The following is a 17,323-nucleotide window of genomic DNA, read 5'->3' as shown; positions in this document are numbered from 1 at the left end:
CATCGGCATTTTTCTTGATGCGGTATGCTCACGTCTTCCGCCGCAGGCTCCAGAGCGTTCCAGCGCCGAGGACGGCGGTCACGAGCAGGATGGCGACGAAGGTCTGGATGATGGTGAAGTTGAGCGCATCGCGCGCGACGAACAGCGCGGTGATGGCGCCGGCCGCGAGAAAGAAAATGCGAAAAATCAAGCTCATGGCGACGCCTCCAGGTTGGCATGACCTGGAGCCCGCGCCCTGGACATCGCGGCGCAGCACGCCGTAGGCGATCATGCGAGGCGAACTTTAGCGGTCCGCCGTCGCGCAGATTTGCGGCAGATCAAGCCTGCCCCGAAGCGTTATGCCGCTACTGCTTCGCCATCAATTCGAGTGCGGGCGCAAAGCGCTCGGCAAACGTCAACGACTTGGCGTGGTGGACCGCGGCGAACGACGCCGAGATTCCCGCTGAAGCAACCGCGAGCAAGGCAATTACCAGAACCAGACGGCGCATGTTCGCCTCCTGTGTGAGCTCGACGACCCCAAAGTGGGGCCGCTCTGTTTCAGGACGGCTTCATCGCTCCGGAAAATGATTTCGCTCAAGCGGCTGTGATGAGGTCCGGCTTATCGGGCCTGCGTGCCATAACCAACTGACAAGTATCGCTGTTGTCTTGCAGTGAGCGCGAGCTTGGTCGGGAATTTTGCGCCCGCCACCACGATCGTGAACTGCATGAGCGCCGCGACAAGCGGCACCTGCTCAACACGGAGATATCGAGGACTATTCAAATGAACGTCGTCATCCGGAAGCTCAATGGTCTGTGGCACCTTGTCGTCGGGTCGTGCCAGATCCGAACGCCGTTCCTGGACACCCAGGACCGCGCGCTGGTCGTGACTTACGCCCGGCGCGTCTACCCCGGCGCCAAGATTTTTCAGCGCGATTGATGCGGGTGCTCCACACCTAATCATCCTCCGCCGGCCCGCACCATCCGGGCAGATAGATCGCGTCCTTGCTCTTGGCCGAGAACAGCGCCTTCTCGAGTGCCTTGTCGAAATTGGCATCGACCGCCTTGCGCGACAGCTTTCGGCGCAGAAAATCAGCCCACAGGAATTCGGAGAACGGCGTGGTGTCCTTGGCGAAGCCGCCCATGCGGCGGAGTTCGCCGGCAAGACTGCGGAAGGGATCGTCCTTGAGATCGGCCACCGATTTCGGCAGATCGCGGAACGGCCGCCGCTCGCCCTTGGCGTCGTAGGGATAGACCCAGCGCTTGTTGTCCATCACGCCCCAGAACGCCTCGCGCTCGACCATGCGGAGGTCGCCGACCACGGTCACCAGCACTTCCTTGATGCCCTCGTCATGCAGCGCGCGGCCGAGATGATGATGGTCGATCACGTAGTAGCGCAGGTCGGGTCCGTACACGACCGGGATCATGTGGGTGCCGAGCAGCTCGGATTGCTTTTTCTTGCCGTGCTCGCGCCATCGCTTGCGCTTCTCCTTGACCTCGCGCATGCCGACCGTCATCTGCGTCGGGCGGAGCGACAGGATCGGCACCGGATGAACTCTCGGCTCGCGCGCGTTGGTGGTGGTCATGGTCGAGGGGCCCTCACATGGTTGCAACCGGTGGTCCGGTTCCCCCGATTATGCCATGGGCCCTGCGGCGGCAAAATGCGTTCGACCCGGACGCGGAGATCACAAGCCGATGTTCACGCGCGCCTGCGGTCGAAGCTCTAGGGTGTTATTGCAACGCAACCCGCGTTCCTGACATCGACCTGACGGCCGGCGCCGCGTTCATTGGCGAGCAGCCGGGGAAACGTGCCATGAAAGATAGTGCGGAAGCGCAATGCACGTGCGCGTTGAGAATATTTTCTGCAACGCATTCACCACGTATGCTATCTAAAAATCGCTGCTTCGGAGTGATCCCCGCACCATGAAAACTCAGCGGCCCATCAGCTCGGATGACGAGCACCGGGTGCTCCAGTTCAGGCCGCGCACCGCGCCTCCCCCGGCGGCCCACCGGGGCAGCGGCACCGTGCAGCCGCTCCGCGTTGCGCCCGAGCCGCTCGACCTGTCGCGCTACGAGCAGCCCCGCCGGGAACCGGACAATTTCCGCCACCGCATGCTCGCCAATATCGCGGCGCTCGCCTTTACGATCGCGCTGACCGCCATCGGGATCTGGCTCGCGGTGAGCATCGCCGACCTGCGCCGCACCCAGGACTGCGTGCTGATGGGTCGCCGCGACTGCGCCAGGATCACGACGCCCCATATCTAGGCACGCCGCCCGGCTGAAAGCCCCGCCCACGGCATCCCCAGCCCCTGTCGCCGGGGCCGTCCGGCTCCATTGAACTCAGGGCGGCGCTCCGATATACGGGCTTTCGACCCGGCCAGAGGGGGGTTTGAGGGCGTCATCGGGGCGCGATGCCCACCCACCACGCCACTCTGGAAAATCAGACAAATATCCGCAATATATCAAAGGCTTAGTGATGTCCTCCACATTCGATCAGGTCGCTACGATCATCGCTGAAACCTGCGACATCCCGCGCGACACGATCACGCCGGATAGCCACGCCATCGATGACCTCGGCATCGACAGCCTCGATTTCCTGGACATCGCGTTCGCGATCGACAAGCAGTTCGGTATCAAGCTGCCGCTGGAAAAGTGGACCCAGGAGGTCAACGACGGCAAGGCGACGACGGAACAGTACTTCGTGCTGAAGAATCTGTGCGCCCGCATCGACGAACTGGTTGCGGCCAAGGGCGCGAGCGCCTAAGCGCGCGGTCATGCAACTCGAATACTTCCACATGATCGATCGCGTCGTCGACCTCAACGTCGACGCGAAGACGATTGTCGTCGAGGCCCAGGTCCCGAAGGAAAGCACCATCTTCGAGGGGCACTTCCCGGGCTATCCCCTGATGCCCGGCGTGCTCCTGATCGAATCGATGGCGCAGGCCTCGGGCTGGCTTCAGCTCGGCGTGCTCAAATTCGAGCGCATGCCGATCCTGGCCGCCGTGAAGGAGGCCAAGGTCCGCGGCTCGGTCTTCCCCGGCGATCTCATGAGCATCGAGGCGACCCTGTCGCATCAGGGCTCGGGCTACGCGGTGACCGAGGCCAAGATCAAGGTCGGCGGCAAGCTGCGCGCGAATTCGACGCTCACCTTCACGCAAATCCCCTTCCCCAATGCGGATATGCGCGGCTTCATGGACGCGGTCGCAAAGCGCGTCGGCTTTCCGCAACAGGCCGTATCGCCATGACTGAGACTGCTTCGAAGCCCGGCCAGACGGAAGTGTGGATCACCGGCATCGGCCTTGCCACTTCGCTCGGCGAAGGCCTGGACGCCAACTGGGCCGCGCTTCAGGAGAAGCGCATCAATGTCGACGAGAAGGGCTTTGCGCCCTACATCGTGCATCCCCTGATGCCTGTTTCCTTCGACAGCCAGATCCCGAAGAAGGGCGACCAGCGCCAGATGGAAGCCTGGCAGCGCATCGGCACCTATGCCGCGGGCCTCGCGCTGGATTCGGCCGGGATCAAGGGCAACAAGGACATCCTGTCGAAGATCGACATGGTGGTGGCCGCCGGCGGCGGCGAGCGCGACCTCAACGTCGATACCGGCGTGCTCACGGCCGAGGCCAAGGGCGCCAATGCGCCGGGCTTCCTCAACGAACGGCTGATGAGCGATCTCAGGCCGACGCTGTTCCTGGCGCAGCTCTCGAACCTGCTCGCCGGCAACATCGCCATCGTGCACGGTCTCGGCGGCACCTCGCGCACCTTCATGGGCGAAGAGGTCGCGGGCGCCGATGCGGCGCGCATCGCGCTGGCACGCATCGCCTCGGGCGAGAGCGACATTGCCCTGATCGGCGGCTCGCACAATGGCGAGCGCAAGGACCTGATGGTCCTCTACGAATTCGGCGACTTCAACCTGAAGGACAAGTTCGCTCCCGTCTGGGCCCGCAAGGACCACGCCGGCTTCGCGCTGGGATCTGCCGGCGCTTTCCTGGTGCTGGAATCCAAGGCGCATGCGGAGGCGCGCGGCGCAAAGCCGTACGCAAAGCTGTCGAGCGTCGTTGCCGACCTCGCCCGGCGCAAGCAGCCCGGTGACATGGCCGCGACGCTGGAGAAGCTCTGGGCCAAGCTGCCCAAGCGCGAGGGCAAGGGCGCGATCATCTCGGGCGCGACCGGCGCGGAGCCCGCGACGTCAGAGGAGCGCGGCTTCCTGCAGGGCCATGCCGACTTCCCGGTCCGCTCGACCGGCACGATGTTCGGCCACACCATGGAAACGCAATTCCCGCTCGGCATCGCGCTCGCGGCGCTCTCGATCTCGCGCGGTGCACTGTTCCCGCCGAACGATTCGACCGGAACCGAGATTGAAATGCAGGGGGCACCCACCCAGATTGTGGTGGTGGGAGCCGGACACTGGCGCGGCGAAGGCATGGCGCTGGTCGAGGCCGTGAGCTGAAGCGCAGTCGCGCTTGAGCCGGATGATGCTGTAGCGCTATCGGGGGATCGACATGACTGCACCACGCGACAAATTCGGGCGTCCCGTCGTCGTCGTCACCGGCATGGGCATCATGACCTCGCTCGGTAGCAGCAAGGCCGACAATTGGGCGAAGCTCGTCGCCGGCGAATCCGGCATCCGCACCATCACGCGCTTTCCGGTCGACGGCCTGAAGACGACGATGGCCGGCACGGTCGATTTCGTCAGCGTCGATCCGTTCTCCTCCACCGGCCTGTCCGAGCGGATGGCCGAGCTGGTGACGGAGGAAGCGCTCGAGCAGGCCGGCATCGGCGCCAAGGCGGATTTCCCCGGCCCGCTCTTCCTTGCGGTTGCACCGGTCGAAGTCGAGTGGCCGCAGCGCCGCGAGCTCGGCCGCGCCGTCGGCGCGCAGGATTTCACCTATGACGATCTGCTGCGCATCTCCGGCGGCGGCAAGTACAGCGCCTATCATCACCGCTTCATGTTCGGCTCGGTCGCTGCACACCTCGCCGAGACCTTCGGCACCAAGGGCTCGCCGATCTCGCTGTCGACGGCCTGCGCCTCGGGCGCGACCTCGATCCAGCTCGGCGTCGAGGCGATCCGCCGTGGCGAGACCGATGCCGCGCTGTGCGTCGCGACCGACGGCACCGTGAATCCAGAAGCGCTGGTGCGCTTCTCGCTGCTGTCGGCGCTGTCGACCCAGAACGATCCGCCGCAGGCGGCTTCCCGCCCCTTCTCCAAGAACCGCGACGGCTTTGTCATGGCCGAAGGCGCCGGCGCGCTCGTGCTCGAAAGCTATGAAGCGGCGACCGCGCGCGGCGCGAAAATCCTCGGCGTGATCGCCGGCTGCGGCGAGCTCACCGATTCCTTCCACCGCACCCGCTCCTCGCCCGACGGCAAGCCGATCATCGGCTGCATGAACAAGACGCTGGCCGATGCGGGCATGACGCCGGACCAGATCGACCACATCAACGCGCACGGCACCGCGACGCCCGAAAACGACAAGATGGAGTTCAACACGACGTCGGCCGTGTTCGGCGAACTCGCGCAGAAGATCCCGGTGACCTCCAACAAGTCGATGGTCGGCCACACCATCTCGGCCGCAGGCGCGGTCGAGGCGATCTTCTCCCTGCTCACGCTCGAGCATCAGCGCATCCCGCCGACGATCAACTACGACAATCCGGATCCCACGATCCTGTTCGACGTCGTCGGCAACAAGGCGCGGGACGCCCGCGTCACCGCGGTGATGTCGAACTCGTTCGGCTTCGGCGGCCAGAACGCCTCGCTGATCCTGACCCGCGAACCGGCCTGACCGGACGCATGGCGCTGATTTCTCTCGGCACGAAGATCCGCGCCCGCAATGCAGCCAAATCGATCGGCGGCGGCCTTATCGGCGCCGCCACCGTCGGCATGTTGCGCACCACGCGCCATTTCGATCCGGCCAAGACCTCGGATTTTTTCGCGCGCGTCGTCAAGCTGATCGGGCCGCGCCTGCGCGAGCACCGCATCGGCCGCGCCAACCTCGCCGCCGCCTTTCCCGAGAAGTCGCCGGAAGAGATCGAACGGATCCTGATGGGCGTGTGGGACAATCTCGGCCGCGTCGGCGCCGAATTCGCCCATATGGACCATGTCTGGGATTACGACCGCGAGCATCCGGAGAAGAGCAAGATCGAACTGCCCCAGCGCAGCGTCGAGCTGTTCGACCAGATCCGCGACGACGGCAAGCCGGCGCTGATCTTCGCCTCGCATCTGGCCAACTGGGAATTGCCGGCGCTCGCCGCTGTCGCGCACGGGCTCGACGCCGCAATCCTCTACCGCCGGCCGAACATCGCCTCTGCCGACCGCATCATCCAGGAGATGCGCCAGGTCAACATGGGCACGCTGATCCCTGCCGGCCGCGACGCTCCGCTGCGGCTCGCGCAGGCGCTGAAGGACGGCAAGCACGTCGCCATGCTGATCGACCAGTATCTGACCGGCGGCGTCGAGGTCACCTTCTTCGGCCGCAAGACCCGCGCCAATCCGATGCTGGCCCGCCTGCTCCGCCAGGTCGACTGCCCGATCCACGGCGTCCGCGTCATCCGCAAGCCCGGCAACCGCTTCGCCGCCGAGCTCACCGAAGAGATTCAGCCGGTGCGCGATGCCGACGGCAAGATCGACATCCAGGGCACCACGCAGGCGATCACGAGCGTGGTGGAGGGCTGGGTGCGCGAGCATCCCGAGCAGTGGCTCTGGCTGCATCGCAGGTGGCGGTAGCCGCCTTCACTGCTCCGGCAGACCTGCATCCACCATGGACTGGACGACGCGAGCGGACGCCTCGAGAAACGCCGGACTCGTATTCCCCTTCGGCGGCGAGACGTTGAGCCTGGTCGTGCCGGGCCGCAGCCTCAGACCCTCCTCGATCGCCGCCGTGGCCTCCTCCTTCCGGCCTGCCCTATAAAGGGCCGCCGCAAGCAGCATGTGCGAGCGGCCGGACGCCGACGTGATCGCGATCGAACGCTGCAACCAGGGCAACGCTTCCTCGCCCTGCCCCTTCAAGAGCGTCGCCCAGCCCGCGCCAAGCAGCCAGGTCCAGCGGGAGGACGGCGGCGTGTCGTAGCGATCGGCCTGGCGGAACGTCGCGATCGCGTCGTCGAAGCGGCCGAGATGGATCTGCCCGAGGCCGATCAGATAGAGCGCAGGTCCGTTCCACGGATCGAAGCTCAGCGCCTTGGCGCAGGTGACGAGACTTTCGACGAAATGATTGGTCGCGCTGAGGAAGCGGCAATAGGCTTCGAGCACCGGGATCGAATTCGGCTTCGACCGCAATGCCTGCTGGAGCGTCGCGTTGGCGTTGGCCTCGACCGCGACAGCCTCATCGGGGCTGAACCAGGCCATCTGGATGCCGCGCAGTTGCAGCGAAGACAGCGCAACGGCGATGTCGAGATTGTCGGGCTCGTCAGCGAGCGCCTTTTGCAGCATGCTCTGTGCCATGCCGAAGCGCTCGCGCGTGGTCTGGTTGATCGACGCGATGGCCTGCTCGATCGCGACTTTGTCGCCTCCGGCCGACGCCCCGCGCGCGCGTGCGGACGGCGCGTTCGACTCCAGCACGTCGTTGAGGCGCCGCGCCAGCACATGACCGACCCCGGCGACGAGACGCGACTGTTGCAGCTGCGCATCCGCTTCGTGCGCGTTGACAGATGCGGCGACGACCGACTGAACCTCGCCGGTGCCCGCCTTGATGATGCGCGCGCGCAGCGTCCAGGACTGATCGGTTTGCTGCAACTCGCCGCGAACTTCGTAGTCCGGTGACGTCACGGACGCACTGGCCTTGTCGGCCCCCGCCACCGCCGACGGGCGCGGCGCCACGACGCTGATGTTCTGGATCTTCGCAAAACCGTCCGTGAGACGGCCGGTGACCTCCGCCGCCATCATCGCGCCGCGCGGGTCGTTGCTGGCGTCAACGATCGGCATCACGGCGAGACGCGGCGGCGCCCGCCTGGACAGCAGCTCCGGCTTCCACACCGGCACGGCCGCCGCAATTGCGAGGATGATGGCGCAGAGCCCCGTCGCGGCAACGACCGCAGCACGCCGGGGGAATCCCAGGATGAAACGTTCCGGCGCCGCAGTTGCGGCCGCAGCCTCGGCCGGCAGCACTGGGGCGCTTTGCACCAGCCCGGCCAAGGGAAGCTGCTCGACCTCGGCGGGGATGGAAACCGGTTCGGCCAGAACCTCCGCCGTCAGCGAATAGCCGCCGCCCGAGGCGAGCTTGATGAGCTGCCGCCGTTCGTCGCCAAGCGCGGTGCGAAGCTCCCGGATGCATTGAAACAGGCTGTCCTCGCCGACATGGACGTTCGGCCAGACCGCCTCCATCAGCTTCTGCTTGGTCAGGACCCGGCCGCCGCTGGTCGCGAACACGCGCAGCATCTCGAAGGTCTTGGGCCGGAGCTTGATCGCAACGCCATCGGCCCCACGCAGCTCTGCGCGCTGCTGATCCAGCTCGAAACCGGCGAAGCGAAGCAACTTGTCCCCCAAAACGTCTCTCCCGGCCGCTCATATAGGTGAAGTTTGTCGAGATTGACCGAAAAGCGGGCCTGAAACGGAAATATCAGAAATCTTCAGAAAGCTCCTGCCCCCTTATCAGGACGCCAGCCCGGACCCAATGCGATGAATCGGGACGCGGACTCGCGACCGCGCGGACTGGGGGAAATGGTGAGGACGGGGAAAGATTGTTTCGGGGCGACCCGCCACCTGCGGGCCGCGCTGCTGTCGTCGTCGGCACTGGCCTTGGCCTGGACCCTGCCGGCCGGCTCCGCCCGCGCGCAGGATGCGACATGGCTCGCCTCACCGGCGTCGAATATCTACAACACCGGCAGCAACTGGAGCACCGGCTCGGTGCCGACAGGCACTGCGTATTTCGGCACATCGAGCCAGACGAACCTGACGTTGGCGACCGCCGTCTCCGTCGGCAAGTGGTATTTCAACGTAGGTGCTTCGTCCTATACCTTCAACATCCCCAACGGGAGTGGGCTAAGCTTCACCGACGGCGGCATGGCCCTCTGGGGAGGCAGCTCCACCATCAATAACAGCGGCGGCTTGAATTTCTATAACTCCAGCTCCAGCGGCGGCACCATCAATAACGACGGTTTCCTGACTTTCAGAGATATGAGCGCGGCGGGCCATGGCACCATCACCAACAACTACATCCTGTCGTTCGTCGGCAACAGTTTCAGCGGCGGCACGACCATCATCAACAACCACGCCATGGCGTACCAGGAGACCAGCTTTGCCGGCTACGGCACCTCCCTCACCAACAATTCCTATCTGGAATTCCGCAACACGGCCCGCGCCGGCAACGGATCCTCCATCACCAACAGCGCGGGCGCCGACCTGTACTTCAAAGCCAGCAGTCGGGCCGACGGAGGTTCCACCATCGCCAACTCCGGCAACCTGTACTTCTCCGAGGGCAGCACTGCCGGCAATGCATCCATAACCAATAACAGCCAGCTGTACTTCAGCGACGCCAGCAAGGCCGGAAGCGCCACCATCACCAACAGCGCCGGCGCTGTCGTGAATTTCAGCAACACCAGTACGGCCGATAACGCCGCTATCACCAACGACGGCATCATCGATTTCTCGCCAAGCGCTGGCGTGAACAACGACCACAAGCTCAGCGCCGGCTCGATTGCCGGTGCTGGCCAGTATTTCCTCGGCTCCAACGAGTTGACCGTCGGCTCCAACAACCTGTCGACCACGGTCACCGGCGTGATCGCAGATGGCGGTTCTGCCGGCGGCACCGGCGGCTCGCTGGTCAAGGTCGGGACCGGCGTGCTGGCACTGGCAGGAACCAACACCTATACCGGCGGCACGACGATCAACGGCGGCACACTGAGCGTCAGCGGCGACGCCAATCTCGGCGATGCAGCCGGCGCGCTGACCTTCAACGGCGGCACGTTGCAGATCACTGGAACGTCTTTCCATTCGACCGCGCGCGCCATCAATTGGGGCGCGGGGGGCGGCGGCTTCGACATCGCCGATTCCGCCAACACGTTCACGGTGAGCCAGTCGCTCGGCGGCGCCGGCGGCCTCACCAAGCTGGGCGCTGGAACGCTGGTGCTGTCAGGCACCAACACCTATGGCGGCGGCACCACGATCGCGGCCGGCACTTTGCAGATCGGCAATGGCGGGACGACCGGCTGGATCGTCGGCAATGTCGTCAACGACAGCGTGCTCGCCTTCAACCGCAGCGACACGATCACCTTCGCCGGCGAGATTTCCGGCAGCGGCGCCGTGCAGAAACTCGGCTCGAACACCGCGATCCTGACCGGAAACAACAGCTACACGGGCACCACCACGGTCGCGGCCGGCACCTTGCAGATCGGCAATGGCGGGACGACCGGCTCGATCGCCGGCAATGTCGTCAACGACGGCGTTCTCACCATCGACCGCAGTGACGCGGTCACCCTGCCCGGCGATATTTCCGGCAGCGGTTCCTTGCGGCAGGTCGGTTCGGGCACCACGATCCTGACCGGCAGCAACAGCTACACGGGCGGCACCACGATCGCGGCCGGCACCTTGCAGATCGGCAATGGCGGGACGACCGGCTCGATCGTCGGCGATGTCGCCAACGACGGCGTGCTCGCCTTCAACCGCAGCAACACGCTCACCCTGGCCGTCAATATTTCCGGCAGCGGTTCCGTGCAGCAGGTCGGTTCGGGTACCACGATCCTGACCGGCACGAACACCTATAGCGGCGATACGATCGTCTCCGGCGGCCGGCTGCAGTTCGGCGACGGCAGCGCAAGCGGCAGCACCAATCTGGCCGGCAACATCAACGTTACAGGCGGAACGCTGGCGATCCAGGCGCCGGCGCCCCTGAACGTCGCGCAGACGGTGACGTTCGGCAACAACACCGCACTCTCCATCGTCGCGGGAACGAACAGCCCCGCGCTGTCCGCCGACGGCGTCGCGATCGGCAACGGCGTTGCCTTCAACGTCAGCGGCATCACCGATGCGAGCCAGCTCGACAAGGTGCTGATCGACACGCGATCGGGCATCAGCGGCGACTTCGCCAACGTCACCATCGGCGGTTTCAGCGGCACGGTGGATTACCTCACGATGTCCGTCCACAAGTCGGCCGACAGCCTGCAATACCTCGCCAGCTATGGTCTGAGCTGGACGGCAGGCAACTCCCTCGCGCACGGCACCTTCACGCTGACCAACGCCAACGACAGTTTCACGGTGGGGGCAGCACTGACGGATCAGGCGGCGAACCCCGCGACAGGCTGGGACGGCAAATCGCTCACCAAGGCTGGCGCCGGCACGCTCATCCTGACCGGACAGAACACCTATAGCGGCGGCACGACGGTGTCGGGCGGCACGCTCCAGATCGGCAGTGGTGGTGCGACCGGCTCTATTGTGGGTACAGTCACCGTCAACAGTGGGGCCACCTTCGAGGTCGTCAATGCCGACACGAGCGGCATCACCAACCTCGCGAACGGCGGGCTCACAAACTTTCGCAACAGCTCCAACGCCGGCAACGCCAACGTCGCCAATACCGGCCAGTTGAATTTCCATGACACGAGCACCGGCGGCACCGCCACCATCACCAACGACGGCAACCTGACGTTCAATAATTCGAGCAACGCAGGCAGCGCCGCGATCACCAACAACTCCAATCTCTATTTCTGGCACAGCGCATCGGCCGGCAGCGCTCTGATCGACAATCTGGGTACGACAAACTTCAACGACACCAGTTCGGCCGGCACCGCGACGATCAACAACACTTCCGGGGCCACCCTGGCCTTCAATGGTTCAAGCACAGCCAGCGGCGCCAACATATCCAACCGCGCCAATCTGAACTTCAACAATTCGGCCTCGGCCGGCAGTGCGGCCATCACCAATGCAGGCACGCTCGAATTCAAGGACGTCGCCACGGCAGCCAATGCTCAGATCACCACGACTGGCCTGACGAATTTCAGAAACACCAGCTCGGCCGGCAACGCAACACTCACCGTCAACGGCAGTTACTATAGCTACGTCAACTTCTACGACACGAGCACGGCCGGCAGCGCCACGATCAACGTCGACATCGCTAACCTCTATTTCCGGGATACGAGCACGGCCGGCAGCGCCACCATTGTCAATAACGGCGGCCTCATCACCTGGAACAGCGCTACGCTCGGCAACGCCACCATCACCAATAACCAGGGCCTCTTTCTGGAAGACAGCAGCTCGGCCGGCAACGCGACGATCACCAATAACGACCGGATCTACTTCTATTACAGTTCGACGGCTGGAACCGCCACGATCGCCAACAATCACAGCCTGAATTTCTGGGGCGACTCCAGCGCCGGTAGCGCACGCATCACCAACGCCGCCGCGGGCACGCTCGAGATCGTCAACAGCAGCACACTGGCCAACGCTACGGTCATCAATAGCGGTCAGATGAGTTTCTGGGGCGGCAATTTCGGCGACGTCCCCACGGCCGGTAACGCGACCATCACCAACAATGCCAGCGGCACGATCGAATTCCGCAACAGCGGCACCGCCGGCAGTGCGACCATCACGAACAACGGTCAGATGCGGTTTACCAGTGCCTCCACGGCCGGAAGCGCCACCATCATCAACAACAGCCAGCTAAGCTTCGATACCAATACCACGGCTGGCAGTGCCGCCATCGTCAACAGCGGCAACGTGCTGTTCGACGGAAACTCGACGCCCGGCAATGCGCAGCTCGTCAACGCCGCGCCCGGCGCGGTCTTCGATCTCTCGATGACAACAGGCCCGAACGGCGACAACAGGCTCACCGCCGGCTCGCTCGCCGGCAGCGGGACCTTCCAGCTCGGCGGCAAGGAGCTGACAGTCGGCAGCAACAATCTGTCGACCACCGTCACCGGCGTGCTCACCGACGGCGGATCCGGCGGTTACACCGGTGCCTCGCTAGTAAAGGTCGGCACCGGCAGGCTGACCCTGTCGGGCGTCAACACCTATACCGGCGCAACGACGGTCGACGGCGGTACGCTGGCGGTGAACGGCGATATCACGGCATCGAGCGGCGTGACCGTGAACGCGGGCGGTTTTCTCGGCGGCACCGGCATCGTCGGCAACACGACGATTGCGAGCGGCGGCGCGCTGGCGCCCGGCAATTCCGTGGGCACCCTCACCGTCAGCGGCAACCTCACCTTCAGTGCCGGCAGCTCGTACACGGTCGAGATCTCGACGAACGGGGCCGACCGCACCAACGTCACGGGCACCGCGACGCTCACCGGAGCCACGGTACAGGCGGTCGCCATCCCCGGCAGCTTCCGCGGCCACCTTCACGCTCCTCAATGCGGCCGGCGGCTTCGGCGGAACGCAGTTCGCCGGGCTGAGCATTGCCGGCACGTTCAGCCCTGCCCGCAATCCGCGTCTTACCTACGACCTCAACAACGTCTATCTCGTGCTCGATCCCGGCACGATCATGTTGCCGCCGGGCACGAGCGGCAACCAAACCAACGTTGCCGGCGGCATCAACAATGCGGTCAATAGCGGTGCGACACCGCCCGCCGGCTTCGATACGTTGCTCAACATGAGCGGCGCGCAGTTGAACCGCGCGCTGAGCGAGGTCTCGGGCCAGCCCGGCGCCGCCAGCACCCAGGCCGCGTTCAACGCCATGCAGCAGTTTTTGGGCATGCTCGATCCGCTCAATGGCGGCATGGACGGCGGACGCAGCCCTGATGGTGCCGGCGGCGGAGCGCTGGGCTATGCCTCGAACGACGCCCAAATCCACGACGCCCAAAGTCACGACTCCGGAGTCCGCGAGGCCTATGCCGCGGTGACACCGCGTGAGGCGAGCGACGATGTCATCGATCGCCGCTGGGGGGTGTGGGCCTCCGGCTATGGCGGCGCCAGCAATTTGAACGGCAATGCCGCGGCCGGTTCGAGCTCCACCACCAGCCGCATCTACGGCACGGCTGTGGGCGCCGATTATCGCCTCTCGCCGGATACGCTGGTCGGCTTCGCGCTCGGCGGCGCCGGCTTCAACTTCGCGGTAGCGGATGCGCTCGGCAGCGGCCGCGCCGATGTCTTCCAGGCCGGCCTCTATGCACGTCACAATTTTGGCCCCGCTTACGTGTCGGCGGCGCTTGCCTATGGCTGGCAGGACGTCACCACCGATCGCACCGTGACGGTATCAGGCACAGACAAGCTCACCGCGAACTTCAAGGCGAGCACCTTCGCCGGCCGCCTGGAAATCGGCTGGCGCTTCGTGCCCGTCCCTGCCTTCGGCGTGACGCCCTATGCGGCGGTGCAGGCCACTTCCTTCCACCTCCCGGGCTACGGCGAGACCGCGCTTGTCGGCAGCAACCAGTTCGCGTTGTCCTACAGCGCGCAGGACACCACCAACGTCCGCACCGAGCTCGGCGCACGCACCGACCAGCGTTTCTTCGTCAGCGACGGCCTCCTCACCCTGCGCGGCCGGCTCGCCTGGGCGCACGACACCAACACCAACCGTTTCGTGAACGCCGCCTTCCAGACGCTCCCCGGCGCCGCCTTCACGGTTGGCGGCGCGCAACCGGCGGCCGACTCCGCGCTGGTCGGCGGCCGCGCCGAGATGAAATGGCGGAACGGCTTCTCGCTCGCAGGCACCGTCGAGGGTGAGTTCTCCCGCAGCACGCAGACGTACACGGGCAAGGGCACGGTGCGCTATGAGTGGTAAGGCCCGGAGCGCGCTTTCGTCATAGTCAGCTGTCATCGCCCGGCTCGACCGGGCGAGCATGACAGCGAGGGTTAGGAAGCGGCTTGCGCTCCTGACGCACGCTTCGCACCGAGAGCGGCATTGGACCCGATGGCGACGATGCCGTTCTGCCAGTGTTTTGCCCGACGAGTCAAAGGACCTGAACCTGACGGAAATTCAGCCTCGTCCAACTGTCCTGAGGGTTCACTTTTCGCGGCGCGCTAAGTGCCTCAAACGTTTTTGCGCCGCCGGAGCGATTCAACCAAACCGCATCGCGACTTAAACCCCGCCACCACCATCCCGACGCCGGTCACTTTTCTACTGTGCATGGGGTTGTTTTGCAGAAAATGAGTTGCGGGGGTGATCCGAGGCGCGATCGCGGTCCCTCACCTACCCGTCTTCACCTTGGTCCAGAGCCGATTGATGACCCGCTGCGTCGCCGGCTCGCGCGCCGTGATGACGAACAGCTTTGCGAGCGTCGCCTCGTCCGGATAGATGTTCTTGTCATCAATGATTTTTGGATCGACCAGCTTCTGGCTGGCGAGGTTGCCGTTGGCGTATGACAAAAAGTCCGAGTTCTTGGCGGCAACGTCCGGGCGGTAGAGATAGTTGATCAACTCGTAGGCTTCCTTGACGTGCTTGGCATCGGCGGGGATCGCGAGATTGTCGAAGAACATCTGCGCCCCCTCCTTCGGGATGGTGTAGCCGATCTCGACGCCGCTCTTGGCTTCCGCCGCGCGGGCGCGGGCCTGCATGATGTCGCCGGACCAGCCGACCACGAAACAGATCTCGCCGGTCGCGAGCGCGCTGAGATATTCGGACGAGTGAAACTTGCGCACCGACGGACGAACCTTCGCCACGGTGTCAGCGGCCTTCTCGAGGTCCGCCTGCTTGGTCGAGTTCGGATCGAGCCCGAGATAGCTCAGCGCCGCCGGAAAGATGTCGTCGGCGGAGTCGAGCATGTGCACGCCGCAGTCTTTGAATTTTGCCAGGTTCTCCGGCTTGAAGACGATGTCCCAGCTGTCGATCTTGGCGTCGGCCCCAAGGATCTGCTTCACCTTGGCGACGTTGTAGCCGATGCCCGTCGTGCCCCACATGTAGTTGGCGGCGTAGACGTTGCCGGGATCGTAGATGCCGAGGCGCTGCGTCACCACCGGCCAGGCATTGCCAAGGTTCGGCAGCTTCGCCTTGTCGAGCTTCTGGAAGATGTTCGCCTTGATCTGGCGCTGGAGGAAGTACGCTGTCGGCACCACGACGTCGTAGCCGGACTTGCCGGCCATCAGGCGCGTCTCCAGCGTCTCGTTGGCATCAAAGGTGTCGTAGACCACCTTGATGCCGGTCTCCTTGGTGAAGGCCTCAAGGACATCCGGCGCCATGTAGTTGGACCAGTTGTAGAAGTTGACGACCCGCTCCTCGGCCCCTGCAGGGGCGGAGAGCAACGTCAGCACCGCGGCGAGTGCAACACCAAGGCGAAGCGAGGCGCGGCTGACGTTCGTCATCTCAGATCTACCTCTTGCGCCCGCGCACCGCGTCCGACAGCCGCTCCAGCGCGGTGTCGAGGGTCTCGTCCTTCTTGGCGAAGCAGAAGCGCACCACCGAGGTGACAGGGTCCTGCTCGTAGAAGGCCGAGACCGGGATCGCCGCGACCTTGTAGTCCTTCACGATCCGCCAGCAGAACTCGGTGTCGCTCTCGTTGAGCCCGAGCGGCGACAGGTCGACGGTGAGGAAGTAGGTGCCTTGCGACTTCAGCACGGGGAAGCCGAGGCTTTCGAGGCCCTTGGTCAGGCGGTCCCTGCTCCGCGTCAGGTCCTTGCGCATCGACAGGAAGTAGTCGTCGGACTTGCCGAGGCCGTAGGCGACGGCGGCCTGCAGGTTCGGCGCAGTGGTGAAGGTCAGGAACTGGTGCACCTTGGCGGCGACACGCAGCAGCGGCGGCGCGGCGCAGACGAAGCCGATCTTCCAGCCCGTCAGCGAGAAGATCTTGCCGGCCGAGCCGACCTTGATGGTGCGGTCGCGCATGCCGGGGATGGTGATCAGCGGGATGTGCTTGTGCTCGTCGAAGGTGACGTGCTCCCAGACCTCGTCGCAGATCGCGATGACGTCGAACTCCTGGCAGTAGCGCGCCAGCAGCTCGAGGTCCTCGCGCGGATAGACCACCGCGGACGGATTCAGGGGATTGTTGAAGAGCACCGCCTTGGTCTTTGAATTGAAGACGCTTTTCAGCATGTCCTCATTCAGCCGCCAGTGCGGCGGCTCGAGGCGGACGAGGCGCGGAATGCCGCCGGCCTGCCGGATGATCGGCAAGTAAGAATCATAGACCGGCTGGAAGCAGACCACCTCGTCGCCGGGCTGGACCACCGCGAGGATCGCCGAGGTCAGTGCCTCGGTGCCGCCGGAGGTCACCATCACCTCGCTCATCGGATCGAGCTTGAGGCCGTGCCAGTGGCCGTAATGGGTCGCGATCGCCTGGCGCAGCTCCGGCAGGCCCATCATCGACGGATACTGGTTGTAGCCGTTCAGCGAGGCGTCGGCCGCGGCGCGGCGGATGTCCTCCGGGCCCGGATCGTCGGGAAAGCCCTGGCCGAGATTGATGGCGGCATTGTCGCGCGCGGCCTGCGACATCGCCTCGAAGATGGTGACGGGAAGGTCGGCGAAGACGTTGTTCAGCGAGGAGCTCTTGGTCGTCATCG

The 17,323-nt window shown here is 64.8% G+C and carries 15 protein-coding genes; 9 read left to right on the top strand and 6 right to left on the bottom strand.

Features of this window, described 5'->3' with window-relative positions; translation table 11 throughout:
- Window positions 1–28: 28 nt before the first annotated feature.
- Together NLM25_RS19525 and NLM25_RS19520 are read right to left on the bottom strand one after the other, a co-directional pair.
- On the bottom strand, window positions 29–196 hold the full coding sequence (locus NLM25_RS19525) for a hypothetical protein (RefSeq protein ID WP_254138020.1): 168 nt from the start codon (window positions 194–196) through the stop codon (window positions 29–31).
- A 148-nt stretch (window positions 197–344) separates the two neighbouring features.
- Window positions 345–488 carry a hypothetical protein gene (locus tag NLM25_RS19520; RefSeq protein WP_254118465.1) on the bottom strand — a complete coding sequence of 48 codons (144 nt, stop codon included), beginning with the start codon at window positions 486–488 and terminating at the stop codon, window positions 345–347.
- A 272-nt stretch (window positions 489–760) separates the two neighbouring features.
- Here NLM25_RS19520 and NLM25_RS19515 point away from each other — a divergent pair, with 272 nt between their 5' ends.
- Window positions 761–916, top strand: coding sequence for a hypothetical protein (locus NLM25_RS19515; RefSeq protein WP_254118464.1), 156 nt, complete (start codon window positions 761–763; stop codon window positions 914–916).
- A 16-nt stretch (window positions 917–932) separates the two neighbouring features.
- Here the strand turns inward: NLM25_RS19515 and NLM25_RS19510 are convergent, their stop codons facing one another.
- Window positions 933–1,562 carry a ParB-like protein gene (locus NLM25_RS19510; RefSeq protein WP_254118463.1) on the bottom strand — a complete coding sequence of 210 codons (630 nt, stop codon included), beginning with the start codon at window positions 1,560–1,562 and terminating at the stop codon, window positions 933–935.
- A 337-nt stretch (window positions 1,563–1,899) separates the two neighbouring features.
- Between NLM25_RS19510 and NLM25_RS19505 the strand changes: the two genes are divergently transcribed.
- The 6 genes from NLM25_RS19505 to NLM25_RS19480 all read left to right on the top strand — a co-directional run bounded on the left by NLM25_RS19505 (window position 1,900) and on the right by NLM25_RS19480 (window position 6,694).
- Complete coding sequence (locus NLM25_RS19505; protein WP_254138019.1) at window positions 1,900–2,241, top strand: hypothetical protein; 342 nt, start codon at window positions 1,900–1,902, stop codon at window positions 2,239–2,241.
- Window positions 2,242–2,452: 211 nt separating this feature from the next.
- Window positions 2,453–2,740: an acyl carrier protein gene (locus NLM25_RS19500; protein ID WP_007592476.1), complete on the top strand. Its 288-nt coding sequence runs from the start codon at window positions 2,453–2,455 to the stop codon at window positions 2,738–2,740.
- Between the two features lie 10 nt (window positions 2,741–2,750).
- The gene (locus NLM25_RS19495; protein ID WP_254118461.1) at window positions 2,751–3,221 is read left to right on the top strand and encodes a 3-hydroxyacyl-ACP dehydratase FabZ family protein; all 471 of its coding nucleotides are present in this window, start codon (window positions 2,751–2,753) and stop codon (window positions 3,219–3,221) included.
- On the top strand, window positions 3,218–4,423 hold the full coding sequence (locus NLM25_RS19490; protein WP_254138018.1) for a beta-ketoacyl-ACP synthase: 1,206 nt from the start codon (window positions 3,218–3,220) through the stop codon (window positions 4,421–4,423). Before NLM25_RS19495 ends, NLM25_RS19490 begins: the two co-directional genes overlap by 4 nt.
- 52 nt (window positions 4,424–4,475) lie before the next feature.
- Entirely contained in the window at window positions 4,476–5,753 is a 1,278-nt protein-coding gene (locus tag NLM25_RS19485; protein ID WP_254138017.1) for a beta-ketoacyl-ACP synthase, read from the top strand.
- An 8-nt stretch (window positions 5,754–5,761) separates the two neighbouring features.
- The gene (locus NLM25_RS19480; protein ID WP_254138016.1) at window positions 5,762–6,694 is read left to right on the top strand and encodes a lipid A biosynthesis lauroyl acyltransferase; all 933 of its coding nucleotides are present in this window, start codon (window positions 5,762–5,764) and stop codon (window positions 6,692–6,694) included.
- 6 nt (window positions 6,695–6,700) lie between these two features.
- Here the strand turns inward: NLM25_RS19480 and NLM25_RS19475 are convergent, their stop codons facing one another.
- The gene (locus NLM25_RS19475; protein WP_254138015.1) at window positions 6,701–8,452 is read right to left on the bottom strand and encodes a winged helix-turn-helix domain-containing protein; all 1,752 of its coding nucleotides are present in this window, start codon (window positions 8,450–8,452) and stop codon (window positions 6,701–6,703) included.
- 174 nt (window positions 8,453–8,626) lie between these two features.
- Here NLM25_RS19475 and NLM25_RS19470 point away from each other — a divergent pair, with 174 nt between their 5' ends.
- Together NLM25_RS19470 and NLM25_RS19465 are read left to right on the top strand one after the other, a co-directional pair.
- The gene (locus tag NLM25_RS19470; protein ID WP_254138014.1) at window positions 8,627–13,447 is read left to right on the top strand and encodes an autotransporter-associated beta strand repeat-containing protein; all 4,821 of its coding nucleotides are present in this window, start codon (window positions 8,627–8,629) and stop codon (window positions 13,445–13,447) included.
- Window positions 13,359–14,615, top strand: a complete 1,257-nt coding sequence (locus tag NLM25_RS19465; protein ID WP_254138013.1) for an autotransporter outer membrane beta-barrel domain-containing protein — start codon at window positions 13,359–13,361, stop codon at window positions 14,613–14,615. Before NLM25_RS19470 ends, NLM25_RS19465 begins: the two co-directional genes overlap by 89 nt.
- Before the next feature lie 404 nt (window positions 14,616–15,019).
- Here NLM25_RS19465 and NLM25_RS19460 read toward each other — a convergent pair whose 3' ends face one another.
- Together NLM25_RS19460 and NLM25_RS19455 are read right to left on the bottom strand one after the other, a co-directional pair.
- The gene (locus NLM25_RS19460; protein ID WP_254138012.1) at window positions 15,020–16,132 is read right to left on the bottom strand and encodes a polyamine ABC transporter substrate-binding protein; all 1,113 of its coding nucleotides are present in this window, start codon (window positions 16,130–16,132) and stop codon (window positions 15,020–15,022) included.
- Between the two features lie 7 nt (window positions 16,133–16,139).
- The gene (locus tag NLM25_RS19455) at window positions 16,140–17,321 is read right to left on the bottom strand and encodes an aminotransferase (RefSeq protein ID WP_254118454.1); all 1,182 of its coding nucleotides are present in this window, start codon (window positions 17,319–17,321) and stop codon (window positions 16,140–16,142) included.
- Window positions 17,322–17,323 lie beyond the last annotated feature (2 nt).

Origin of the sequence: Bradyrhizobium sp. CCGB01, assembly GCF_024199795.1 — a bacterium.
GTDB lineage: Bacteria > Pseudomonadota > Alphaproteobacteria > Rhizobiales > Xanthobacteraceae > Bradyrhizobium.
The sequence above is the reverse complement of the archived record's forward strand: the minus strand, read 5'-3'. Positions and strand labels throughout refer to the sequence as shown.